The 24306-nt window shown below is 39.9% G+C and carries 22 protein-coding genes; 10 read left to right on the forward strand and 12 right to left on the reverse strand.

The window, feature by feature from the left end; all coding sequences use genetic code 11:
* Positions 1-143: 143 nt before the first annotated feature.
* From astE to seqA, 3 genes are all read right to left on the reverse strand, one after another.
* Positions 144-1178 (reverse strand): succinylglutamate desuccinylase, encoded by a 1035-nt coding sequence (gene astE / locus PP2015_RS08735; protein WP_058029908.1) that lies wholly within the window; start codon positions 1176-1178, stop codon positions 144-146.
* A 71-nt stretch (positions 1179-1249) separates the two neighbouring features.
* A complete protein-coding gene (gene pgm / locus PP2015_RS08740; protein ID WP_058029909.1) occupies positions 1250-2887 on the reverse strand; it encodes a phosphoglucomutase (alpha-D-glucose-1,6-bisphosphate-dependent) in 1638 nt (545 codons plus the stop codon).
* Between the two features lie 9 nt (positions 2888-2896).
* On the reverse strand, positions 2897-3439 hold the full coding sequence (gene seqA / locus PP2015_RS08745; protein WP_058029910.1) for a replication initiation negative regulator SeqA: 543 nt from the start codon (positions 3437-3439) through the stop codon (positions 2897-2899).
* A gap of 126 nt (positions 3440-3565) precedes the next feature.
* Here seqA and PP2015_RS08750 point away from each other — a divergent pair, with 126 nt between their 5' ends.
* The 5 genes from PP2015_RS08750 (at position 3566) to fur (ending at position 6000) form a co-directional block, all read left to right on the forward strand.
* A complete protein-coding gene (locus tag PP2015_RS08750; protein ID WP_058029911.1) occupies positions 3566-4324 on the forward strand; it encodes an alpha/beta fold hydrolase in 759 nt (252 codons plus the stop codon).
* 85 nt (positions 4325-4409) lie between these two features.
* On the forward strand, positions 4410-4631 hold the full coding sequence (locus tag PP2015_RS08755; protein ID WP_058029912.1) for a DUF2788 domain-containing protein: 222 nt from the start codon (positions 4410-4412) through the stop codon (positions 4629-4631).
* Positions 4632-4633: 2 nt separating this feature from the next.
* A complete protein-coding gene (ybfE, locus tag PP2015_RS08760) occupies positions 4634-4912 on the forward strand; it encodes a LexA regulated protein (protein WP_058029913.1) in 279 nt (92 codons plus the stop codon).
* 14 nt (positions 4913-4926) lie between these two features.
* A complete protein-coding gene (gene fldA / locus PP2015_RS08765; RefSeq protein ID WP_058029914.1) occupies positions 4927-5454 on the forward strand; it encodes a flavodoxin FldA in 528 nt (175 codons plus the stop codon).
* A 102-nt stretch (positions 5455-5556) separates the two neighbouring features.
* Positions 5557-6000 (forward strand): ferric iron uptake transcriptional regulator, encoded by a 444-nt coding sequence (gene fur, locus PP2015_RS08770; protein WP_058029915.1) that lies wholly within the window; start codon positions 5557-5559, stop codon positions 5998-6000.
* Between the two features lie 670 nt (positions 6001-6670).
* On the opposite strand, the gene lhpI is transcribed toward fur, so the two are convergent.
* The 4 genes from lhpI to PP2015_RS08795 form a co-directional block, all read right to left on the reverse strand.
* Positions 6671-7603, reverse strand: a complete 933-nt coding sequence (gene lhpI, locus PP2015_RS08780) for a bifunctional Delta(1)-pyrroline-2-carboxylate/Delta(1)-piperideine-2-carboxylate reductase (RefSeq protein ID WP_058029917.1) — start codon at positions 7601-7603, stop codon at positions 6671-6673.
* 9 nt (positions 7604-7612) lie between these two features.
* The gene (locus tag PP2015_RS08785; RefSeq protein WP_058031590.1) at positions 7613-8692 is read right to left on the reverse strand and encodes a M24 family metallopeptidase; all 1080 of its coding nucleotides are present in this window, start codon (positions 8690-8692) and stop codon (positions 7613-7615) included.
* Positions 8693-8761: 69 nt separating this feature from the next.
* Positions 8762-10096, reverse strand: a complete 1335-nt coding sequence (locus PP2015_RS08790; protein WP_058029918.1) for a DUF1501 domain-containing protein — start codon at positions 10094-10096, stop codon at positions 8762-8764.
* Positions 10097-10105: 9 nt separating this feature from the next.
* Positions 10106-12121 (reverse strand): DUF1800 domain-containing protein, encoded by a 2016-nt coding sequence (locus tag PP2015_RS08795; RefSeq protein ID WP_058029919.1) that lies wholly within the window; start codon positions 12119-12121, stop codon positions 10106-10108.
* A 173-nt stretch (positions 12122-12294) separates the two neighbouring features.
* On the opposite strand from PP2015_RS08795, the gene rsmF reads away from it, so the two are divergent.
* Complete coding sequence (gene rsmF / locus PP2015_RS08800; RefSeq protein WP_058031591.1) at positions 12295-13737, forward strand: 16S rRNA (cytosine(1407)-C(5))-methyltransferase RsmF; 1443 nt, start codon at positions 12295-12297, stop codon at positions 13735-13737.
* 261 nt (positions 13738-13998) lie between these two features.
* Here rsmF and PP2015_RS08805 read toward each other — a convergent pair whose 3' ends face one another.
* Entirely contained in the window at positions 13999-15501 is a 1503-nt protein-coding gene (locus tag PP2015_RS08805) for an aldehyde dehydrogenase (NADP(+)) (RefSeq protein ID WP_058029920.1), read from the reverse strand.
* Between the two features lie 61 nt (positions 15502-15562).
* Positions 15563-16564 (reverse strand): 4-hydroxyproline epimerase, encoded by a 1002-nt coding sequence (locus PP2015_RS08810; RefSeq protein ID WP_058029921.1) that lies wholly within the window; start codon positions 16562-16564, stop codon positions 15563-15565.
* 376 nt (positions 16565-16940) lie between these two features.
* On the opposite strand from PP2015_RS08810, the gene PP2015_RS08815 reads away from it, so the two are divergent.
* From PP2015_RS08815 to map, 4 genes are all read left to right on the forward strand, one after another.
* Positions 16941-18182, forward strand: a complete 1242-nt coding sequence (locus PP2015_RS08815; protein ID WP_058029922.1) for an NAD(P)/FAD-dependent oxidoreductase — start codon at positions 16941-16943, stop codon at positions 18180-18182.
* Between the two features lie 9 nt (positions 18183-18191).
* Complete coding sequence (locus PP2015_RS08820; RefSeq protein ID WP_058029923.1) at positions 18192-19415, forward strand: M24 family metallopeptidase; 1224 nt, start codon at positions 18192-18194, stop codon at positions 19413-19415.
* Between the two features lie 115 nt (positions 19416-19530).
* Entirely contained in the window at positions 19531-19734 is a 204-nt protein-coding gene (locus PP2015_RS08825; RefSeq protein WP_058029924.1) for a ParD-like family protein, read from the forward strand.
* Entirely contained in the window at positions 19727-20500 is a 774-nt protein-coding gene (gene map, locus PP2015_RS08830) for a type I methionyl aminopeptidase (RefSeq protein ID WP_058029925.1), read from the forward strand. Before PP2015_RS08825 ends, map begins: the two co-directional genes overlap by 8 nt.
* An 86-nt stretch (positions 20501-20586) precedes the next feature.
* On the opposite strand, the gene sucD is transcribed toward map, so the two are convergent.
* The 3 genes from sucD to odhB form a co-directional block, all read right to left on the reverse strand.
* Complete coding sequence (sucD, locus tag PP2015_RS08835; protein ID WP_058029926.1) at positions 20587-21459, reverse strand: succinate--CoA ligase subunit alpha; 873 nt, start codon at positions 21457-21459, stop codon at positions 20587-20589.
* Positions 21459-22625 (reverse strand): ADP-forming succinate--CoA ligase subunit beta, encoded by a 1167-nt coding sequence (gene sucC, locus PP2015_RS08840; RefSeq protein WP_058029927.1) that lies wholly within the window; start codon positions 22623-22625, stop codon positions 21459-21461. The genes sucD and sucC overlap by 1 nt, the downstream gene beginning before the upstream one ends.
* A 175-nt stretch (positions 22626-22800) precedes the next feature.
* Positions 22801-24297 carry a 2-oxoglutarate dehydrogenase complex dihydrolipoyllysine-residue succinyltransferase gene (odhB, locus tag PP2015_RS08845; protein ID WP_058029928.1) on the reverse strand — a complete coding sequence of 499 codons (1497 nt, stop codon included), beginning with the start codon at positions 24295-24297 and terminating at the stop codon, positions 22801-22803.
* Positions 24298-24306 lie beyond the last annotated feature (9 nt).

Consider the following 24306-nt stretch of genomic DNA (forward strand, 5'->3'; position numbering starts at 1 on the left):
CAATTGGTTTAAATTAAACCTATCGACACTTTACGTTAACGTAAAGTGTTATTCAACAGATCATAGATGAATAACACTTAATTTGCATAAATATTACTGGAAAGAAAAGAATACGCTATCTTATTATCTTTTAATTCAGTTGCTTATATGAAGTTTTCATTAATTTGCATAGGAATAACGGTTAACAATGCACGTTGACCTAGTGCAACTTTAGCATTTGGGAAAATAATGGCTTCGCCTTCAACTTCTGCAAAATACTGCTTTTCGCCGTCATTTGCTAACAACTCACCTTTTGCAAAGCCTGTGAAGTTCACTGCGCTATCTGGGAAGGTAAAGCTAAATGCTTCTTGCGTTCTGTTAATCGTTCTGTACACTTCAAATAATTCAAAGTCGTTAGAATTAAATTCCTTGTATTCGACTTTTTCTTGGCTAATTAATGCAGTCAGAGTTTGCTTGGTTTTCTCAAAGCGAGCCATATCATTTTCACCAAAAGGCTTAACCTGTCCTAGCTCTATGGTAAACGCATCAGCTCCAAATTCATTTGAAGAAAAATAACTGAATGTCGTTGCCGGTGCTGCCATCATTAATACGGTATTAACGCCACAAGAAAGCAAGAATTGAAGCTGTGATTTTTTCCAAGGCTTGCCATTTAAAAACGGGTAAACTGCAAATTTCTCGTTTTTTGAACCTCGAATAGCTGTGTGTAAATCATAATGACAACGATAACGCCCAGCTTCTACTTCATTAAAAAAGTCAGACACATAACTTTCTAAATTCTTCGCTCTGTCCCTTTCTGCGTTTTTCACATCACCCTTACTATGCGAACCACTGAACAAGCGGTTCAAATTCTCTTCTACAAATCGCTCACCAATATTAATTGACTTAGGATTACCAAATATAAACAGTACGCGTTGCTTAACTTCTAACTTGCCTAAGATAATGTTTTGGATCAGTTCATCACAAATTTCAATGGGTGCAGTCTCATTACCATGAACCGCACTTGATAAAACGATATCTTTTGTTGTTTTTACACTAGGTGTGAATTTAATAACGCCCGTATCAAGTACTTCAACTTGCGTACCATTTGCAAGGGCAAATGAAGTCGGTTCTAAATGAAATTCGTTGTCGCGTGTAATCGATAAAAAGTCACCTGACTTTTTAAGTGTTTCAAGGTACATACTGTCCCCTTTTGTGAGAGTGTATAAATAAAAAAGCCATGCTTGAGCATGGCTTTTATAGAATAAATTGTTTAGCTAATTACAGAGTCAACAAGCGCTTTGGCCTCTTTTTCTAGCAACGCTAAATGTTCTTCACCTTTAAAAGATTCAAGGTAAATTTTGTAAATATCTTCAGTGCCTGAAGGGCGAGCTGCAAACCAGCCTGACTCAGTAAGGACTTTCAAGCCACCTATGCCAGCTTTATTGCCTGGTGCTTCAGTGAGTTTTTCAACAATCTTGTCACCTGCAAGTGAATCTGCAGTAACATCTTCAGCACTGAGCGCTTTTAATTTGGCTTTTTGAGCTGTATTAGCTGGTGCATCAATACGTTTGTAAATTGGCGCACCGAACTCTGCTTCAAGCTCTTTGTACCGTTCTGATGGTGTTTTACCAGTTACAGCTAATATTTCGGCTGCAAGTAGACCTAAAATAAAGCCATCTTTGTCTGTATTCCAAACACTACCATCACGACGTAAGAATGAGGCACCAGCACTTTCTTCACCACCGAATGCTAGCCACTGCTCACTTAAACCTTTTACAAACCATTTGAAACCAACTGGTACTTCATACACTTCTTTATCAAGTGACTTAACCACTTTGTCGATCATTGCCGATGACACTAATGTTTTACCCACTTTAATGTCTTTCGCCCAATCACGATGAGTAAGAAGATAATCAATCGCCACTGCTAAGAAATGATTTGGATTCATCAAACCATCTTTGGTTACTATGCCATGACGGTCGTAGTCAGGATCGTTTCCGATACCAATATCGAAGTCATCTTTTAAAGCAATTAAGTTTGCCATCGCGTAAGGTGACGAACAATCCATACGGATCTTGCCATCTTTATCTAAAGGCATAAATGCAAAACGAGGATCAACCTCAGGATTTACAACGGTTAAATCAAGGCCATACTTTTCTTTAATTACAGGCCAGAAATTAATACCAGAACCACCTAGTGGATCGATACCAATTTTTACACCTGCTTTTGCAATCGCGTCTAGATCAACAATATTGATTAAATCTTCAACATAGGGTGTGATTAAATCTTCATACTTAATGAAGCCTGATTGCTTGGCTTTAGCGAAAGGAAATAATTCGACTTCGACTAAATCTTCTAGCAATAGCTGGTTTGCTCTGTCTTCGATCCAATTAGTGATATCTGTATCAGCAGGACCACCATTTGGCGGGTTATATTTGAACCCACCATCTTCAGGTGGGTTGTGAGAAGGCGTCACAACAATACCATCGCTCAATTCATGTGGATGTGCTTTGTTGTAACAGACAACCGCATGGCTAATCACAGGTGTTGGTGTGTAGTCATCATTTTCTTGCGTAATGACTTGTACTTCATTCGCTACTAACACTTCTATTGCTGAATTGAATGCAGCTTCCGATAATGCATGTGTGTCTTTACCCAAAAATAATGGGCCAAAGATGTTATTCGCCTTTCTATAATCACAAATAGCTTGTGTGATGGCTAAAATATGAGATTCGTTAAATTTTACATTTAACGAACATCCACGGTGTCCTGATGTACCAAAAGCTACACATTGCTCTGGGTTTTGCTCTAGGTCTGGTTCATTAAGATAATAAGCCGAGACAAGTTTTGGAATATTCACTAATGTGTCATGTTTTGCTGGTTTACCAGCACCTGGATGGATAGACATATAACGTCCTTATAAGTAATCTCTAATAGTTTCAGCGTCAGATTCTTTATACCCCAAACCTAGGGCTACCTCATGTAACATCATCTTCTTACGTGTGGTATTAGAATTGGTCATGACCCAATATTCACTGTCTGCAATATTTTTAGGGTTCATACTACTGCCACTTTCTAACAAAGCTTCTTTACTTTTTGCAAAATAAATTCTATCGCGGCCTTTGATCTCTAATACTGAATCAAAGCCATCTTTATGAGTGCGGTGTAAAGCACTTAAAATAAATAAGAAACGGCCAACTACACCTTTTTGCATAGCTAATTCTTCTTTATTTAAAATATTAAAAACACTAGCAGGTTTAGTGGTCACTTTTGTGACGCTTTGTTCTTCAACAATTGCTTGCTTTGGTGTTTCTTCAATTACAACATCATCAACTTTTGGGGATGTGCTGGGTGATAATTTTAATAAACGACGAAGAATGTCTGAGGCACTTTCGCCAATGCTTTGCGTATTACTGGCGATATATTGATAAAGCTCGTCATCTATTTCTATTTTTTTCATGCTTTTCCTGTCATTACTGATTTTGGTGCATCGAGCTGATTATATAATGAAATTCGTCAAGACACTATGCCTTTGCATTTCGTTAATAGACTGGCAAAATTACCGCATAATTTATCGGAGTGCAAAATGCTATTAAATTACAAGCAAACAGGGTCTGGTCCCGCAGTCGTAATCATTCATGGATTATTTGGTTCACTTGAGAACTTAAACGTTATCGCCAAAGCCCTTAGCGAACATTACACGGTTATCAATGTAGATTTAAGAAATCACGGTGCATCTTTTCATAATGCTCAAGTGAGTTACCCTGCTATGGCCCAAGATGTAATTCATTTACTCGATGAATTGAATATATCGAAAGCACATATCGTAGGTCATTCAATGGGCGGCAAAGTTGCAATGCAGGTTGCGATGCTTGATGAAACACGTGTAGACAAACTAGTTGTTCTTGATATTACACCTGTTGATTACCACCCTCGCCATAATTCAATCATTAAAGCGCTTCAATCTGTTCAGGAGCAAAGTGTGAACTCTCGCGGCGAAGCTGACTTAATAATGAAAGAATTTATTGATGAAATCGGCGTTAGACAATTTCTATTAAAAAGTTTGTCAAAGTTTGAAAACGGTTACGCTTGGAAATTCAACTTAAACACTATTGTTGAAAACTATTCAAAGATTATCTCAAATATAAATGAGACTCATTCTTGCCAGTGTGATACCTTATTCATTAAAGGGAATAATTCAGATTACATATTGCCAGAACACAGAGAAGCAATTGTCTCATTATTTCCAAATTCTAAAGCGAAAGTCATCCATGGTGCTGGTCACTGGCTTCATGCAGAAAAACCACAAGCCGTAAATCGGTCAATTATTGATTTTCTTCAATAATTAACGAGTTTTTCTATCGCACTATTAAATTATGATACTCGGTTATGGTATAGTAGCCGCCGTTTAAATATTAGTTAGAGCAAGTATGGCCAATCAGTATATTCAACAGTTTGAAACTATGGGACTGTATTTCGGTTTAGCAGGCATCTTTTTCTTTATCGGAATGGCAATCAATGATGTTTTAAAGAAAGGTGATGTGCCAAAATTTGGTCGATATATTGTTTGGCTCGTATTGTTTCTAGGCTGTTCAGGTTTTATTGCGAAAGGGCTTATTCAAGCATTTTGGCAAGGCGCTGGCGTAGGATAAACATGGCCAAGTCAGAAACAGATCGTACAACTATCGATCTTTTTGAAAATGAAAAACGTCCTGGTCGACCAAAGACTAATCCGCTTCCTCGTGAAGTACAGTTGAAGGTTAATAAGCGAAACCAGATCAAACGTGATAAGGCAAGAGGGTTAAAGCGCATTGAGTTCAAAGTATCCTCGGAGCTTTACCAAGCTCTAAGTGATATGGCACAAGCGCAAAATATCAGCCGTAGCGCGCTGATAGAAACCATTTTGCAAGAGAAATTAGCGAACAATAGATAGAAGGTAAGTATTACATGGCAAGCGTAGGTATTTTTTTCGGTAGTGATACTGGTAACACTGAACACGTTGCTAAAATGATTCAAAAAGAGCTTGGTAAAAAGCTTGTTGATGTAAAAGACATCGCTAAAAGTAGTAAAGAAGAAATTGCTGAGTTTGATTTAATCCTATTTGGTATTCCAACTTGGTATTACGGTGAAGCACAATGTGATTGGGATGATTTCTTCCCTGAACTAGAAGAAGTTGATTTCGAAGGTAAGCTAGTGGCTATTTTTGGTTGTGGTGACCAAGAAGATTATGCTGAGTATTTCCTTGATGCAATGGGTATGATCAACGACATTGTAACTGAACGTGGTGCTATTGTTGTCGGTCATTGGTCTACAGAGGGGTATGATTTCGAAGCCTCTAAAGCGATGGCTGATGATAATCATTTTGTTGGCCTAGGTATTGACGAAGACCGTCAACCAGAGTTGACAGAACAACGTGTCAAGGCATGGTGTGCGCAAGTATTTGATGAAATGTGCCTAAGCGAATTAGTCGACTAGTCGATTATTTTTGCACTTATAGACAATGCACGTTACCTTTAGTAATGAAGTCGTGCTCATTGCTAGAGTTAAATAGAATAAATAAATTTACTGAGACAGATAATGACTGATCATAACTTAGAGTTGAAGAAAGCAGGGTTAAAAGTTACTTTGCCAAGAATTAAAATTTTAGAAATCTTACAGTCACCTGATAACCAACACATCAGTGCTGAAGATGTTTATAAGATTTTATTAGATAAAGGCGAAGAAATTGGCCTAGCGACAGTTTACAGAGTTCTTAACCAGTTTGATGACGCAGGCATTGTTACTCGCCACCATTTTGAAGGTGGTAAATCTGTTTTTGAATTAGCTGGCAGTACTCACCATGATCATCTTGTATGTTTGAAATGTGGTAAGGTTGTTGAGTTTGAAGATGAGATTATCGAAACACGTCAAGTTGAGATTGCAACTCAAAACGGTATCAAGTTAACGAATCACTCTTTATACCTTTACGGTGAATGTGAAGATACCGAAGCGTGTAAGAAATACGCTGAAGAAAACAGCTAAACAAAAAAAGCCGACAACAGTCGGCTTTTTTATTCATATCAAATTTAAGTATTAGCCCTAGACTCCATTCAAACCGCCTTGGTATTACCCTAAAACTGAATCTCAATTTTGGTACAGTTAATTATTTCATCTATATAAGAAAAACCGGTCGATCGCAAGGCTTGAATTTTGCTATTTAGCTGTTCTAAATAGAAGTTTTAACGAAGCTAACGTCAGTTTTAGTCCCTCAGAATGATTATGTATTATTGTGGGTATAAAGCTTAAATACTTTTAATCAAACTAAGTGCTATTAAACACAAAGACATACAAAGAGAAAGATATACCCAAAGCTTTACATACCGCGTTTGTTGACAAGCATTGTAAAAACATTGTTCTGGCTGCTCGGGATCAATCAAGATAAAAGTGGGTTGCTGCGCTCTAAATGATGAATATATATCTGATCTAAAAGCTGTTTGGCAACAATAATTGATATCATTAAATGTAAACTCAACCAATAGACTGGATTCACCTAACATTTCCAATGGCCCAGCCTTATGCTGTTTTACTTTAACTAGATTATCCACTTGCACCTGTCGCCATATACGCTTTTTTAATTGTGTCTTTTTGCTTTGCCACATAATAAATGTGGCAGCAAAAAATAACGAAGTAACGAGTATGCTTAACCAGATCATCACTGTGACTTATAAACCAAATGCGCAGTTATGAGATCGCTAAGCGCAGTGCCAACTGATTTGAATAACGTGATATCCGTTTTAGCTCTTACTGTATCAAATTGATGCATTTCGCTAAGCTCTGCAATGATCTGGTGTTCCGAAAAAACGCCTTCTGCAATAGGAATGAGTATCTCCCCTGCTTCGTTAAGCACGTTCTTTTTACTATCGACAAACACTTTTGAACGAACTACACAAGCAGAGTCACACTCTCTAAACTGTTTGTGGTGATTACCAATTAAGTCGATATGTGCGCCATCCGATACCCATTTACCATCAAATAATGGTTCATGTGCGCCGGTACCACAGCTAATGATATCAGCCGTGCTAATCGTTTTGTGATTTGATTCTCCAATCAAAAACTCTACCTGCGAATATTTTTCAGTGAGTAACGCTCGCAAACTTTCTGCTTTATCTTTATTTCTGGCGATGATAGTGACCTTTTTAATATCTCGTACGCTCATATGAGCTTCAATCATGTAACGCGATAAATTGCCTGAGCCAAAGTACACTAAATGCGAACTATCTTGCCTTGATAAATATAGACTCGCTAATGCTGACACTGCTGCTGTTCGCCAAAGTGTCACACTTGTTCCATCTACCAATGCCAATGGCTCACCGTGACAGCGGTCAAACAACATAATTTTTGAATATAAGCTTTTATATCCATGCTCTGCATTCGAAGGAAAATAAGTAAAAGATTTAACGCCGATAACTTCTTCATTCCATGCAGGCAAAACGGCAAAAGCATCATGGTTCTCTTCAGACTCCGATAATTCGAACACTTGTCTCGTCGGTGTACCTGCAGGTTTCGCAAAGCCTACTTTTAATGCATCGATTACCTTGTTGAAATTTAAACTCGCATGTACTTGTTGTTCGGAAACTATTTTCATTTCTTTTCCTTAATTAATCACAAACGATTTTGGTGCATGGGTTATAAACTCAAAACCGTCATTCGTAATGAGCACATCATCTTCAATGCGGATACCACCAAAGTCAGGAATATAAACCCCAGGCTCAATAGTGATAATATTTCCTACTTCTAAGCGATAATCAGTAACAGGATTTATGAAAGGCACTTCATGTAATGCCAAACCAACGCCATGGCCTAGTCCTTTTCCTGCATATTGTTCGAACCCTGATTGAGCCAATACATCTAATGAGATCTGGTTTAGTTGCTGGCAATCTACGCCGGCTTTAAGGCTATGCAAAGATTTTGTTTGAGATGCCAGCACAGCGTCATACATCTGTTGTTGTTGCTTATTAGGCTCCCCATAAACGTACGTTCGAGTCATATCTGAACGATAGCCATTTACCACAGCACCAAAATCAATCAGTAACAAGTCACCATAATTAAGCTTTCTTTCTCCAGGTTTTCCATGCGGCAATGCACTGCGCTCAGCAAACAATAAAATGGTGTCGAAGCTTACACCATCAGATCCAAGCTTTTTCATTTTGTAGTCAAGTTCAGTTGCCAAATCTAATTCGGTCACCCCTTTCGATACTTGTGTGAGTAAATCTGCGAGGGCCAAATCTGCAATAGCTGCTGCTTTTTTAATTGAAGTAACTTCGAACTCGTCTTTAACCATTCTGAGCATTTCAATGCAGCCGTCGAGTGGTGAAATATCATATGAGGCTAATTCATTCGCAATAGATAACCACACACCATAATTAACGGCTAGGCTTTCAAATCCCGTCTTTTCGTAAGGTAAGAAACGTTTTATACACGCGCCCAATGATTCGGTGTCTCTGTCTCTGCAAATAACTTCACAACCATTACTTTCTGATTTTGCCCGCTCGAAATATCTGTAATCAGTGATCAGTTTTAGACCTTGTGTTGAAACGATGAGGTATGCAGCGTTACCACTGTAACCTGTTAGGTAAAAGATGTTTTCGTAGTTAAAGACCAACAAGTTCTCTACGTCTTTCTCTTGTAAAGCTAATAATAAACGTTGCTGACGTTGAAGGTATCGTGTTTGCATTTGAGTTATACCACTACCAATAATGGTAATAACATAACCCAAACAATAATTGTATACAATATTCTTTTGTTAACTACGCATAAATGGCAAGGTATGCGAGTTAAAGTTTGCTAAGTTTGGAAAAATATCAACCAATTCTGTGTTGTCTAAACCAAACCACTGTGCCAAAGACGCAAAGTATTGCTCATTCGCAACTTGTGGGATCAAACGCCCCCCCCGCGTATCATTCGGGCCATCTAGGTGTTGCGTCATCAGTGTGCCATAAATTTCTCCGCCATTTACCGCGCCACCCATAAGGATTTGATTTCCTGCCCAACCATGATCAGTACCGTCACCATTAGACGTAAGCGTGCGGCCAAAGTCACTCATCGTAAACAAGGTTACATCATCATTAGCATTGATGAATGAGATTGCTGCATTGAACTCTGACAAAGACTGAGATAAAACACTTAAAAGTGCTGGGTGTGTTGTAAGTTGATTATCATGTGTATCAAAACCCCCCATACTAACAAAATAAATTTGTCTTTTAGCATTGAGTGTTTGTCTAACTGAAATTGACTTAGCCACAGTATGTAGTTGTTGTGACAAACTGCTATCAGAAAAGTAACTACTTAGATCGACGCTCGACTCGATGGCGCTGTTCATAGCTTCGGTATTGGTAATCGCTTTTCGCATTTTTGTACCATATGCACTCGCTAGAGGATGGGTTGACTGGGCAAGCACCCTGTTCATTATATTTTTTACATGGGCTGCTCGATTTCCAGTACCATTAATTGGGTTTATTTTACTGATACCACTTCTATGTAATGAAAATGGCGTAAGGTTAACACTGGTTTGCCACGGATTGGTTCCCGCTAAAGAAATGTTGTTCACGAATGAACCACCTTGCTCTAATCGCTCTAATAGCCTTGCACCCCAGCCGCTGTTTAAAGATATTTTTTCTCTGCCATGCATCCAAGTTGCTTGCTGGTCGTTATGAGAGAATAGGTGCTTAGGAAGAGGCACACTTTCATTTTGATAATCAGCTTTGGTAGTAGGCATAACTAAACTGCCAACCCCGGAAATAAAAGCTAAATTTTTATTATCGAAAATATTTTTTATTGAACCCATAGCAGGATGAAGACCTACGCCACCAGCAAAGTTAGTTTCAGGAGCCATTTGTATCGCGTCTGTCACCGCTAAATTTTGCCGACTAGCTTCATATAGAGTTCGCTGTTCGCCTTCTAATGGAACAAGCATGTTTAAAGAATCATTGCCACCAAATAAAAATACACAGACAAGCGCTTTATGATCATCAAAGCTGTAAGACAAAGATCCCTGAAAAGCCTGTAGTTGCAATTGAGTTAATGCGGCAACCGATACACCACCTTTCATACAATAAGATAAAAACTTTCTTCTATTCATGTCTGCCTCCTATTGCTGCAAGGTAAATTCTGGTGAAATTGAAATTAAATAAACAAGATTTGAAATACGTTGATAACTGTCGCGGCTTGCAAAAAACTCATCCATATCAATTAGCGCTTGTCTCATTTCTTGTGACATATTACCGGCAAAAAATAGTAGATCGTATTTATCTATAACTGCACTCAGCCCATTCATATTGATTAAATCGTGGTCTGCCTGAATATATAAATAGAGGCTATTTTCATTTAATTCATCATGACGCTCAGCTACACGCCAAACGAGATCTGCATAATGAGTATTAATGATACCTATTAATGCAGCGTCATTAGCAATTTGTAGCTCTGGAGCAACAAATTCAGTGCTTGCCAGCTCCCCTGGTTGAAAGTCAGGTCTAAAGAAGTTGAAAACCGAAGGCGATTGCAAAGGGCCCTGACCATAAGTTGAGGGTAAGTTCCAAGTGTAATAACGATTGTTAAGGGTTTTAGCGTTAAAAACCCGCCAGAACTGAACTGTTTTCAGTAAAGGCTCTTTTATTTTGCCAAAATGGGCAAGCGGAGCACCAAGACCTCTAGCTTCATTATCTAAATAAATCGCTTTCACTGTGGCAGCTAAATCTCCCCTTTCCCCCTTACCGTTATCATTAAAAACGGTGGCGACTCGCTCTACGTAACCTGGGCTTGGGTTAGAAGTAATTAATCGTTGTATTAGCTGTTTTGAAATAAATGGTGCGACATTATCGTGATTAAACAAATTATCTAACGCGATTTCTAGGCTTTGTTCCGCACTCATATTTGCTGGAATAACCTCACCATTGAGCAATATTTTTTCAGCGTTCGAGTGATAGTCTTCAAAAGCTTGCATTGGCAAAGTATAGTTTCTACTTGGTCGGCTCCACCTAGCACTATAAGCAAATGTCCAACCTGTAAAGACTTTGGCAAACCCTTCAATTTCACTTTGTCCATAAGTTGGAATGAGTTCACCATTCTCATCTAATTTATTCGTACCGTTTAGGTTTAATTCGTTTAAACCTATTGTAAACAGCTGCATGACTTCACGCGCATAATTCTCATCTGGTCGAATATTACGTTCAGGATCAGCCTTTTCATTTCCTAGGTGACTTAGGTACACACCCATCACAGGTGATAAAGTGACTTGCTCTAATAACTCTCTATAATTTCCGAACGCATGTTCTAGTAAAATATCATAATAAGCTGCCATGCCTTCTGGCTCACCACTGAGTGATGTATTTAGGTCGGAGACCACAAATATTTCACTCAGAGCAAAAGCAACGCGCTGTCTTAACAGATCTTCTGCATTCATACTTGCTTTCCACCAAGCATCAATACGATTGATTTGATTAGGCTCATCACGGTCTGGGTAATTCTCGACGAGTGGACTGTGATACGTAATCGGGAGATCAATTTGCTCATCAAGCCATTGTTCGTAACTTTTACCTGTAACTGCCAGAATTTCATTGTAAGTCGGACCAAGGCTTGCCTGATGGAGAAGCCTTGATGCTTGTGCCTCGTTCATATCCTTCAATACTGAAAATCTCACTTCTTGTTGCGTGGAAAGACCTGCAGCATTGGTGACTGTCACTAAGAAATGATAATTTTCATCTACCGCAGTGGAGTTCTTAGAAGCATCAAATTCTAATGAATCAGTCGTTGTCAGTTCAATTGCAGGACCTGATAATTGTTGCCACGCAAAACTAACTGTTTGTGAGTCTTGCTCTGTGAGCTCGACCTTAACTTTAACTATTTCACCTTGTTTAAAGGTATCTGAATCTAGTTTTATGGCAATAACAGGTGCTTTGGTTTCATCACTGCTGTCATTGCCTGAATCCTGATCAGATCCATCGCCAGAGTCATCATCAGAACCATCCCCGTCAGAACCTGAGTCATCGCTATTATCCGAATCCGCTATTGCGGGCTGTTCTGGAACAGCCTCTTCTGACTGCGATCCACCGCCACACCCTGTTATCAAAGAGGCAAACAATATTAAATAAACGTACCTAGTGATCATGTCTAATTATTCCAACGCCGCTAATATACAAACTTTAGTACCAACCAACATATGTTTAAATACGAACATTTGAGTAAATTCAACTTTTTTACACTAATCATCATTTATATTTGAAAGAAATTTATTCCTTAAATGATAAAATCATGTCAAAAGCAAATGTGCTAGAGACTATTTTGAATACAACTACCTTCATTCCAAAAAACTTCATCGACGATGTAAAAACCTATTTACCTAACAACTTAAGTATTGAGTCTTTTATTGAGTATTGCCAAAAACCGCTTAGGCGTTCAGTCAGAGTGAACACATTGAAGATGACAGTCACTGAATTTAAACAGTACTGCTCAGAGAATAATTGGAAAATTGAAGCTGTTCCTTGGTGCAACACAGGTTTTTGGCTAGAACGAAGCACTGAAGAGGAAGATTCCCTTCCTCTGGGCAGCACTGATATTCATTTGAGTGGTGGTATTTATGTTCAAGAAGCCAGCTCAATGTTGCCACCTATGGCACTTGAATCAAGTTTAAAAGAAGACGACATAGTATTAGATATGGCTGCAGCCCCAGGGTCGAAGACATCTCAAATAGCTGCAATGATGAATAATCGAGGCGTTCTTGTTGCAAATGAGCTCTCTTCTTCACGCTTAAAGGTCCTTGCTGCCAATATGAAGCGTATGGGCGTTCATAACTGCGCACTGTCTCATTTCGATGGTGCTGTTTTTGGTGACTATATGTTTGAATGCTTTGATAACATTCAACTAGATGCTCCATGCTCTGGTGAGGGTACCGTCAGAAAAGACGCTGACGCTTTAAAGAATTGGTCTGTTGAATCAAACATTGATATTGCCAATGTACAGAAACAGCTCATTAAGAGCGCATTCTTTGCTCTGAAACCCGGTGGCTCTTTGATTTACTCTACCTGTACACTCACGCCAATTGAAAACCAAGCGGTTTGCCAGTATCTACTTGACCAATTTGGTGACTGTGTTGAAATCGAGCCATTAGATGCGCTTTTTGAAAACGCAGACAAAGCCTGTACTTCAGAGGGCTATTTGCATGTATGGCCGCAGATTTTTGACAGCGAAGGCTTTTTCATCGCGAAATTTAAAAAATTATACTCTATAGATAACCCAAATTTAAAAACCAAAAAAGGCGCTTTCCCGTTTTCATCGGCTGATACAAAGTTAACAAAAACCTTCATGTCAGCAATCAAAAAACAATTTGGTATTAAATCATTACCTGGTGAGTTGAAAGTTCGAGATAAAGAGCTTTGGCTTTTCCCAGAGCGATTTTCTGAAATTGAAAACAAGATCAAATATTCTCGTATCGGGATCAAGTTAGGCACAACCCATAAGAATGGCGTTAGACTTGAACATGAATTTGCAACAGCACTTGGGAAACTTGCAGAGAATAACACGTACGCTCTCACACAATCACAAGCTGCAGATTATTATCAAGGTAAAGATATTCGACTTGAAACAGTTACTAGTCTCTGTGGTGAGGTTATTTTAACCCTTTGTGGCGCACCAATAGGTTTAGGAAAATGGCAAAAAAGTAAAATAAAAAACTCATTACCTAGAGATTTAGTTATGAACAATCGAGTTATTGAGTGGTCACGATAGCAGTAGAATAAAGTTTTTAGACTAAATTATTATAAGCATATATAACATTGATAAATAAAGCTTTTATTTTATGTTGTTTATTTGTAGTTTTTGTTAAGAGTTAACTACAATTAAATTACTTTCTTACTTCTCCCTGATTGTTAGAAAGGTGTTTTAAGTTAACGCATTGGCTCAAATGAGCCGTCCCCTAAGCCCAGAGTAACCTGTACTCTGGGTCTTTTTTTGCATTAAATATGCGAAATGAACACTTTAATACTTAGATTACATCGCACTTTGACGACAGATCGGACGTAAAAAACGTTGAATTGCATTCAAACCTACAGAGGTTGAACGGACGTCTGTTGAAGATGGGAATGGACCACCATGGTTCATTGATGCACAAACTTCAACGCCCGTCGGCATTTGATTCTCGATTAAACGCCCTACTTTGTATTGTAGATCTTCACTTAAATCAGACGCCGATGCTAAATCATTGCTCGTGCCATGAATGGATGCTGTTAACTGACCTTCTAACTTATCAACCAAGGTTTCTAACTGTTCCATAGAGTCATAAGTTACCAACATAGCAGCAGGACCAAATACTTCTTCATGTAATGCTGGCGTATTCAAGTAGGTATCGATATCCGTTTTAAAGATATGGGCATTTGCATGAAACTCCTCAGACAACCCTGCCATTGCCAATAGCTCTACACCTTCGATATCTGGGCGATCAACCATGGCTTGTTTGAAACTATTTAGAATATTTGGAGATAATAGAGTATCTGAACTGCTTGCAGCCACAGTTTTCTTCACACTTTCAAGTAGCCCATCAGAGCCATTTGGTACTAACCAAAGACCTGGGCTAGTACAAAACTGGCCATTACCCATCAACATTGAATTACATAAGTCTGCGCCAAGCTCTTCGCCATTTTGTTCTGCCATTTCAGGAAGCACAAACTGCGGGTTAATACTGCCTAATTCACCATAGAATGGAATAGCTTCTTTGCGTGTATTAATAGTCTCGATTAACTTACTCGCAACAGACATCGAGCCCGTGAAGCCGACAGCTTTAACTGGCTCTGCTTCAACAAGTGCATGTGCCATGTCGTACTTCTTAGCTTGGATCATTGAAAATACGCCTTTTGGCATATCACACTTCTCAATCGCTTTTTCAATAGCACGAGTCATTAACTCACTGGTTGCTGGATGAGCAGTATGGCTCTTCATTACAACAGGACAACCTGCAGCAAGTGCCGATGCAGTATCACCACCCAGAGTTGAAAACGCATATGGAAAATTTGAGGCACCAAAAACAGCAACAACGCCAACAGGAATAAAATCAAGTTGGGTACGCGGCTTAGCTAATGGTGCACGTGCAGGATCTGCTTCATCTAATAAACTCAGATTTACAATGCCATTTTGGCTTTTCTCTAAACCTTGTGCAAAAGCACGTAACTGATTCATAGTACGGCCACGCTCGCCTTGTAAACGAGCAAACGGCAGGTTTGTCTCTTCGTGAGTCACCTCTAGTAGTTGATCACCAAGGGCTTCTATCTCATCTGCAATAGCATGTAAGAATGTTGCACGCTCAATAAGAGAAGTCTTTCTATAAACTTTAAATGCTTTTTCAGCTTCATTGATAGCTGTTGCAAGCATGTCTTGGCTTGCTTCAAAAAACTGAGTATCGATTGGCTCATGGCGCTTTGGTGAAAAGGCATGAAATACTGACGCATCCGAATCCTTTAACCATTCACCTGCGATAAAACTTGCACCGCTAATTTCCATCTTTTTCTCCTCAATGAAAAAACCAGCTACTAATTGCTGGTTTTAGTCTAGTTTAAATCTGTTATACAACTTGAAAGCCAAAAGCATACGGGTCACTATCATCCACGCTAATGTTGCTAGTACCCGTAACTTTCGACCATCCTTTGATACTTGGTAGAATTGCTGTTTTACCCGCTACTTCTGTAACACCTTCGATGCAGCCAACAAACTGACTGCCAATGTAACTTTCGTGAACAAAATCTTCACCAGGCTGTAATTTACCTTTTGCAAATAACTGCGCCATTCTTGCACTTGTGCCCGTGCCACATGGCGATCTGTCTATGGCTTTATCACCATAGAAAACGGCATTCGCTGCGCTTGATTCTGCGTGTTTTGGCTTGCCTGTCCAAAGAAGATGCGACGCACCTTTTACAGTTGGATCTTCAGGGTGCACACACTCAAGCAACTCATTTATTGCAGTGCGAACAAGCGGACTATATTTAAGAATTTCCGAAGCAGACCAGTTTTCAATACCCGGGAAGTTTTCCTGTGGCTCAACAATAATGTAGTAGTTACCACCATAAGAGATATCAACCGTTAACTTGCCAAGTTCTGGCACTTCAACTTCAATATTTTCATAGGCTAAAAAAGCTGGCACATTGAATATTTTTACCCACTCAACTTTACCTTCAACCATAGAGTATTCGGCATTTACACGCCCTGCGGGTGTATCTAGCTTTAATTTTCCGGGTACTTTTGGATGCATTTGTGCGTTTTCAAGCGCAAACGTCACTGTGCCAATGGTGCCGTGACCACACATAGGTAAACAGCCTGAGGTTTCGACAAATAAAATAGCCGCATCGCCATCATCGGTTGTCGGGGGATATATAAAAGAACCTGACATCATATCGTGCCCGCGCGGTTCAAACATTAATGATTGGCGGATCCAATCAAATTCGGTAAGAAAGTGCTGACGTTTTTCGCTCATCGTTTCACCCTTAAGATATGGGTGACCACTGGTGATTAAGCGTACAGGGTTGCCACAAGTATGACCATCAATACAAGAAAATGTCCCTTTACGCATATTAATAACCTTGCTTAACTAAGCTAAGAACCATATTCGTGTTCACAGCATTTTGGAGTTGATTCATAAAACTTTCATTTAATTGCGGAGCAACTACTGAATACTGAACTTGGCAATTAATGTTCATTGTCTTTCCTCTTTACCTTTTATGGTTTACATCCTACGCATATTGTATACAATGTTCAATATTCCACTGTGTATTTTTCTTTAAAAGTTTTTATCGCTCTAAAGACATATTGACATTTATAAGATTAAGCAACTGAAACTATTAATAAATTTTACAGTTTGAAGACGAACAAAGTTTTCTATGCAAACTAAAAAATAGAGACATGCAATATCTTGAAATCAGGGTTTCAAGGTGTTTTGGAGACAATATATGCAAAAAAAGCAACATATTGCTGTTATCGGCGCTGGGATCATTGGGCTTTGTAATGCGAAAAGTCTGACTGATGCTGGCTTTTTAGTGACATTATTTGATGAACACGGTATTGCTGAAAAATGTTCGAAAGGTAACGCCGGTCACTTTGCTACAGAACAGGTTTTCCCACTCGCACAAGCGAGTTTATTACCAAAACTTCCTAGTATGTTGTTAAATCCAAAAGGCGCTTTAAGAATAGATTGGTTATATCTGTTCAAAGCCTTACCTTGGTTCACTCGCTTCTTAATCAATATGTCTAAGTCAAAATTTAGTGCGCATACCAAGGCACTTAGCCAATTAAACGAAGCCTCACTACCTGCCTATAAAAATTTATTAGGTGAAGAAAACTTCGAAAAGTTGATCCATGTAGATGGCAGCCTACTCAGCTTTGAACATGAAGATTTTAAACTGGCTGCGTCTATGGCTGAATCATTTAGAGCAAATGGCGTCGCAGTTAAACACATAAAAGGTGATGAGGTTTTTGAGTTAGAGCCAAGCCTAAGCAGAAACATTAAACAAGCTTTATATTTTACTGAGGTTGGCCACAGCGCTGACCCATATGACTTATGTCAAGCCATTTATAAAATGTCAAAGAGTCAGGGTTTAGAGTTTAAAAAAGGTAAAGTTACACACATTATCCCGAACAAAAATGGGGTGATGATAGAGCTCGCATCAGGTGCCAAACATCAGTTTTCAAAAGTCGTAGTTTCAACCGGCGCTTGGAGCAAACCTTTAGCAAAACAACTTGGTTTTAAAGTACCGATAGACACCGAGCGTGGTTACCATGCCATGATTGATAATCCAACTAGTTTACAACGCCCCGTAGCTTCAGCCGATAGGCAATTTATTATCACCCCAATGAAGCATGGACTTAGACTAGCTGGGACAGTAGAGTTTGCTGGACTAGAAGCAACTGAAAACATGACAAGAGCAACCAAGCTTTTAGATCACGCTAAAGCGCTAGTTAACGGTATAGAAAAACAAACCGTCAAAGCCACCTGGATGGGTCATCGCCCTTCTCTTCCTGATTCATTACCTGTATTAAATACAGCACCCAATAATAAAAATATTGTATTTGCTTTTGGTCATCAACATTTAGGTCTAACCCAAGCGGCAATTACAGCACAAATTGTCTCACAACTTTGCTTAGGTGAGAAAACTAGCATAGATTTAACCCCTTACAGAATAGACAGATTCTAGGAGCAAAATATGAAGCCATTAGGCGTTGGTACGAAAACCAAACAAGAAGCTTTAGAGTCATTACAAAATATGACTCATGACTTAAAGCCAATTAGCATCGAAGAATACCAGCAGCGTATTGAAAAAGCACAGCGCTATATGCAAGACAACGATATTGCAGCTTTATATTTGAATGCAGGCTCGAATTTAAAATACTTCACAGGCATGCAATGGTATGCCAGTGAGCGTATGGTTGGCGCGATTTTGCCAGCAAAAGGCGATGTGCAATTCATTGCGCCTTATTTCGAAATTGGCACACTATTAGACTACCAAGTCGTTGAAGGTCCAATTCACGGCTGGCAAGAAGAACAGAGTCCTTATCAATTATTCTTAAACGTGCTTGAACAGCATCGCATTGGCTCTGATGCTAAAATTGCCATTGATGAAAGCGCGGCGTTTTTCATTTTTGATGGTATTCGAAACCTTGCTCCCTCTCTTAATCTAATTAACGGTAAAGAAGTCACTGCACATTGTCGTATGCATAAATCAGAGAACGAATTAAAGCTTATTCAACGTGCTATGGACATGACTTTAGAAGTGCATAAAGCAACAGCGAGCATGTTGTATGAAGGGATCACCACGACAGAAGTTGAAGCCTTCATAAACGAAGCCCATAAAAAAGTGGGCGCACCATCAGGAAACTACTTCGTGATAGTACTGTTTGGTAAAGCGAGCTCGTTTCCTCATGGTGTGAAAGACCCACAGAAATTAAAAGAAGGTGATGTGGTTTTAATTGATACTGGCTGTAAAGTACATGATTACCTATCAGATATTACCCGCACATTTGTATTTGGTGAAGCAACAGAGCGCCAAAGAGCAATGTGGCAACATGAGAAGAATGCGCAAGCTGCTGCATTTGAAGCGGCACAAATCGGTAATACATGTGGCGACGTTGATAAAGCAGCAAGAGATTATTTAGCATCTGTCAATCTTGGGCCTGATTATCAAACACCTGGTTGCCCGCATAGAACAGGCCATGGTATCGGCTTAGATATTCATGAATGGCCTTATCTTGTAAAGAATAACCCACAACTATTGGCCACAGGTATGTGCTTTAGTAACGAGCCTATGCTGGTGATCCCTGATGAGTTTGGTATTCGTCTGGAAGATCACTTCTATATGACGGAAAACGGTCCTAAATGGTTTACTGAGCCAAGTCATAGTATTGATGACCCATTTGGATTAGCAAAATAGTAAAGTATGACTAAAGCATTTTAGATGTAATGTTAAGCAAACCAAAGGAAGCATTCGCTTCCTTTTTTTATTTTACGATATACAATATATATATGTTTTATATATGGAATATATAATGGGTATTGTAAAAATTTCAGATGAACTGCATGAAGAAATTCGTACAACGTCATCAGTTATGTCTCGTTCTATCAACTCACAAGCCGAATTTTGGATAAAAATCGGTCGCTTATGCGAAATGCATCCTGACAAAACATTTAACGATTTAATTCAACAAGAGCTCATGTTACAGCGACAAAAAGAGGCGTCACTGAATGAATGAAGTAACAATCAAATCAGTGGAAGAAATTGCACTGATGCGAGAATCAGGCAAGCTGCTCGCCCAAGTGTTCAAAATGCTGGATGATTTCATCAAGCCAGGTATTTCAACGCTCGAAATTGACTCACAAGTTGAAAGCTATATCGTTAATGAATTAAAGGCGCGCCCAGCTTCAAAAGGACAATATGGCTATCAGTATTGTCTCAATAGCTCAATTAACGAAGTAGTCTGTCACGGCATACCTAGTGCAAGCCAAGTTTTAAAAAGCACCGATATCGTCAATATAGACATTACCTTAGAAAAGAATGGTTTTATCACAGATTCAAGCAAAATGTATGTCATGCCAGATGCTAAACCTGATGCCAGAGCATTGGTCAAAGTCACGACTGAAGCGATGTGGTTAGGTATAAAAACAGTTAAGCCAGGCGCAAAGCTAGGAGATATTGGATTTGCAATACAAAGTTATGTGAGTAAATTTGGCTACACGGTTGTAAAAGAGTATTGCGGTCACGGTATAGGCCGAGAAATGCATGAAGAACCAAATGTTTTACACTATGGCCGCCCTGACACTGGCCTAACTTTAAAAGAAGGCATGACTTTCACCATTGAGCCAATGATCAACCAAGGCACAGCAAAGGTTAAAACTAAAAAAGATGGTTGGACTGTAGTAACTAAAGACAGAAAGCTTTCCGCACAAGCTGAACACACTATTCTTGTCACAAAAGACGGTTTTGAAGTGCTCACACTTCGCGAAGAAGAACAAATTTAAGTTATTTATAGACTTCTAGCTTCTAGGAAACAAAACCAGGACACAAAAAAGGCTCCCTTAGGAGCCTTTTTTAAGCAAGATTAGAATTACCAACCCGCTTTTTCTTTAAGTGCAACACCGATGTCAGCTAGTGAACGAACAGTCTTAACACCTGCAGCTTCTAGTGCAGCGAACTTCTCGTCAGCTGTACCTTTACCACCAGAGATAATTGCACCAGCGTGGCCCATGCGCTTACCTGGAGGAGCAGTAACACCAGCGATGTAAGAAACAACTGGCTTAGTTACGTTGTGCTTGATGTACTCAGCAGCTTCTTCTTCAGCTGTACCACCGATCTCACCAATCATTACGATAGCTTCAGTCTGCTCGTCTTTCTCGAACATCTCAAGTACGTCGATGAAGTTAGTACCAGGAATTGGGTCACCACCGATACCAACACACGTTGATTGACCAAAACCAGCGTCAGTTGTTTGCTTAACTGCTTCGTAAGTAAGCGTACCAGAACGTGATACGATACCTACTTTACCTGGCTTATGGATGTGACCAGGCATGATACCGATCTTAGTTTCACCTGGAGTGATAACACCTGGGCAGTTAGGACCGATCATACGAACGCCTGTTTGCTCAAGCTTCTCTTTCACGTCAACCATGTCTAGTGTAGGGATACCTTCAGTGATACAAACGATTAGCTGAATACCAGCATCGATTGCTTCTAAGATAGCATCTTTACAGAACGCTGCTGGAACATAGATTACTGATGCAGTTGCGCCAGTAGTTTCTACAGCTTCGCGTACAGTGTTGAATACAGGAAGACCTAGGTGAGTTGTACCACCTTTACCTGGAGAAACACCGCCAACCATCTGTGTACCGTACTGGATAGCTTGCTCTGAGTGGAAAGTACCTTGACCACCAGTGAAACCTTGACAGATTACTTTAGTATCTTTGTTAATTAAAACAGACATTATTTGCCCTCCGCAGCAGCAACTACTTTCTCAGCAGCGTCAGTTAGAGACTCAGCTGCAATGATGTCAAGATCAGAGTTAGCAAGAACTTCACGACCTAGTTCAGAGTTAGTACCTTCAAGACGTACAACAACTGGTACATTTACACCAACTTCTTTAACAGCACCAATGATACCTTCTGCGATCATGTCACAACGTACGATACCACCGAAGATGTTAACTAGAACTGCTTTAACATTGTCATCAGAAAGGATGATCTTGAATGCTTCAGCAACACGCTCTTTAGTAGCACCGCCACCAACATCTAGGAAGTTAGCTGGCTTACCACCGTGTAGGTTTACGATGTCCATAGTACCCATTGCTAGGCCTGCACCGTTAACCATACAACCAACGTTACCGTCTAGCGCAACGTAGTTAAGCTCGAAGCTTGCTGCGTGAGCTTCACGCGCGTCTTCTTGTGAAGGATCGTGGAATTCACGGATCTTAGGCTGACGGAATAATGCGTTACCGTCTACACCGATCTTACCGTCTAGACAGTGAAGGTTACCAGCGTCTGTGATTACTAGAGGGTTGATTTCAAGAAGTGCGAAATCGTGATCGATGAACATGTTCGCAAGACCTAGGAAGATCTTAGTGAACTGTTTGATTTGTGCAGGAGTTAGACCTAGCTTGAAGCCTAGCTCACGACCTTGGTAAGCTTGAGGGCCTACAAGTGGATCGATTTCTGCTTTGTGAATTAGTTCAGGTGTTTCTTCAGCAACTTGCTCGATTTCAACACCACCTTCAGTTGAAGCCATGAACACGATTTTACGTGAAGCACGGTCTACAACAGCACCTAGGTATAATTCATTTGCAATATCAGTGCAGCTTTCTACTAAGATTTTAGCAACTGGCTGACCTTTTTCGTCTGTTTGGTAAGTTACTAAGTTTTTACCTAACCAGTTTTCTGCGAATGCGCGGATTTCGTCTTTGCTGTCAGCTAGTTTTACACCGCCAGCTTTACCACGTCCACCTGCGTGCACTTGACATTTAACAACCCACTTGTCACCACCGATTTTACCAGCAGCTTCAACTGCTTCTTGTGGTGTATCACAAGCGAAACCTTCAGATACAGGTAAACCATAGTCGGCAAAAAGTTGTTTTGCCTGATACTCATGCAAATTCATGATGCTTTATCCAATTTCTTATACTATTAAAGCTATCTACATTTCATAAATAGCTATCCCAAATTGCGCCCCTAGTATAGATCCCAAGGCTAAGTATGAAAACCCTAGTTAGACCAAAGCCGCAAAAAAAAAGCTGTATGATGTGTCATACAGCTTAATATCTAAACAATAACGATTACACGTCTAGAAGAAGACGCGTTGGATCTTCAAGAAGTTCCTTAATTGTAACCAAGAAACCCACTGATTCTTTACCATCGATTTGACGGTGGTCATAAGAAAGCGCTAGGTACATCATAGGTAAAATTTCAACTTTACCGTTTACAGCCATAGGACGCTCTTGGATTTTGTGCATACCAAGAATTGAAGACTGAGGTAAGTTGATGATAGGAGTAGAAAGAAGTGAACCGAAAACACCACCATTTGTAATAGTGAAGTTACCGCCTGTCATATCGTCAACAGTTAGTTTACCGTCACGGCCTTTAAGCGCTAGTTCACGAATACCTTTCTCGATTTCAGCAACTGAAAGCTTGTCACAGTCACGTAGTACTGGTGTAACAAGACCACGTGGAGTAGAAACCGCGATGCTGATATCAAAGTAGTTGTGGTAAACAATGTCATCACCGTCAATTGACGCGTTAACTTCAGGGAAACGCTTAAGTGCTTCTGTTACTGCTTTCACATAGAAAGACATGAAACCTAAACGGATACCGTGACGCTCTTCAAATACGTCTTTGTATTGCTTACGAAGGTCCATGATTGGCTTCATGTTAACTTCGTTGAACGTAGTAAGCATTGCTGTTGAGTTCTTAGCTTCAAGAAGACGGTTAGCAATTGTCTTACGTAGACGTGTCATAGGAACACGTTTCTGTGAACGGTCACCTAAAGGCGCAGCAGGTGCTTGTGCAGATGCTGCCGCAGGTGCCGCAGCAGGCTTAGCCGCTGGAGCTTTAAGGAATGCATCAACGTCTTCTTTCGTGATACGACCGCCTTTACCAGTACCTTTTATTTGTGAAGCATCAAGGCCTTTTTCAGCGATTAAACGACGAACTGAAGGTGTTAATACGTCTGAAGACTCATCAGAAGCTGGTGCCGCTTCTGCAGCAGGTGCCGCCGCTGGAGCAGACGCGCCAACAACGATATTACCGATAACTTGTTCGCCAAGTACTGTTTCACCTTCAGCATGGATCTGCTCACCCATCACACCGTCTTCAGGTGCAACAACTTCTAGTACAACCTTGTCTGTTTCGATATCAACAAGATTCTGGTCACGGCTTACCGCTTCACCAGGTTGAACATGCCAAGTTGCAATTGTAGCGTCTGCTACTGATTCTGGAAGTACAGGTACTTTAATTTCCACGTCTTTACCTTCTGTTGCTGCAGCAGCTACTGGTGCAGCTTGTTCATTTGATTGTTGAGCTGGTGCAGCAGCTTCGCCAGCAGCACCAAGTTGAGCAATCACTTGCTCGCCTAATACAGTTGCGCCTTCATCTTCAGAGATAGAAACAATGACACCATCTTCTGGTGCAACTACCTCTAGAACAACTTTGTCAGTTTCGATGTCAACTAAGTTTTGGTCGCGTGATACAGCGTCACCAACTTTAACATGCCAAGTCGCGACAGTAGCGTCTGCTACTGACTCAGGAAGAACTGGAACCTTAATTTCGGTTGTCATCTCTTATCC

The organism is Pseudoalteromonas phenolica (assembly GCF_001444405.1).
Classification (GTDB): domain Bacteria; phylum Pseudomonadota; class Gammaproteobacteria; order Enterobacterales; family Alteromonadaceae; genus Pseudoalteromonas; species Pseudoalteromonas phenolica.

Coding starts and splice junctions, on each gene's coding strand:
- map (WP_058029925.1), top strand. CDS start 19,727: ATGAATGAAGTAACAATCAAATCAGTGGAAGAAATTGCACTGATGCGA.
- astE (WP_058029908.1), bottom strand. CDS start 1,178: ATGTACCTTGAAACACTTAAAAAGTCAGGTGACTTTTTATCGATTACA.
- PP2015_RS08815 (WP_058029922.1), top strand. CDS start 16,941: ATGCAAAAAAAGCAACATATTGCTGTTATCGGCGCTGGGATCATTGGG.
- PP2015_RS08820 (WP_058029923.1), top strand. CDS start 18,192: ATGAAGCCATTAGGCGTTGGTACGAAAACCAAACAAGAAGCTTTAGAG.
- PP2015_RS08795 (WP_058029919.1), bottom strand. CDS start 12,121: ATGATCACTAGGTACGTTTATTTAATATTGTTTGCCTCTTTGATAACA.
- PP2015_RS08755 (WP_058029912.1), top strand. CDS start 4,410: ATGGCCAATCAGTATATTCAACAGTTTGAAACTATGGGACTGTATTTC.
- sucC (WP_058029927.1), bottom strand. CDS start 22,625: ATGAATTTGCATGAGTATCAGGCAAAACAACTTTTTGCCGACTATGGT.
- fur (WP_058029915.1), top strand. CDS start 5,557: ATGACTGATCATAACTTAGAGTTGAAGAAAGCAGGGTTAAAAGTTACT.
- fldA (WP_058029914.1), top strand. CDS start 4,927: ATGGCAAGCGTAGGTATTTTTTTCGGTAGTGATACTGGTAACACTGAA.
- PP2015_RS08750 (WP_058029911.1), top strand. CDS start 3,566: ATGCTATTAAATTACAAGCAAACAGGGTCTGGTCCCGCAGTCGTAATC.
- PP2015_RS08825 (WP_058029924.1), top strand. CDS start 19,531: ATGGGTATTGTAAAAATTTCAGATGAACTGCATGAAGAAATTCGTACA.
- seqA (WP_058029910.1), bottom strand. CDS start 3,439: ATGAAAAAAATAGAAATAGATGACGAGCTTTATCAATATATCGCCAGT.
- PP2015_RS08785 (WP_058031590.1), bottom strand. CDS start 8,692: ATGCAAACACGATACCTTCAACGTCAGCAACGTTTATTATTAGCTTTA.
- pgm (WP_058029909.1), bottom strand. CDS start 2,887: ATGTCTATCCATCCAGGTGCTGGTAAACCAGCAAAACATGACACATTA.
- odhB (WP_058029928.1), bottom strand. CDS start 24,297: ATGACAACCGAAATTAAGGTTCCAGTTCTTCCTGAGTCAGTAGCAGAC.
- PP2015_RS08805 (WP_058029920.1), bottom strand. CDS start 15,501: ATGGAAATTAGCGGTGCAAGTTTTATCGCAGGTGAATGGTTAAAGGAT.
- PP2015_RS08790 (WP_058029918.1), bottom strand. CDS start 10,096: ATGAATAGAAGAAAGTTTTTATCTTATTGTATGAAAGGTGGTGTATCG.
- PP2015_RS08810 (WP_058029921.1), bottom strand. CDS start 16,564: ATGCGTAAAGGGACATTTTCTTGTATTGATGGTCATACTTGTGGCAAC.
- ybfE (WP_058029913.1), top strand. CDS start 4,634: ATGGCCAAGTCAGAAACAGATCGTACAACTATCGATCTTTTTGAAAAT.
- sucD (WP_058029926.1), bottom strand. CDS start 21,459: ATGTCTGTTTTAATTAACAAAGATACTAAAGTAATCTGTCAAGGTTTC.
- lhpI (WP_058029917.1), bottom strand. CDS start 7,603: ATGAAAATAGTTTCCGAACAACAAGTACATGCGAGTTTAAATTTCAAC.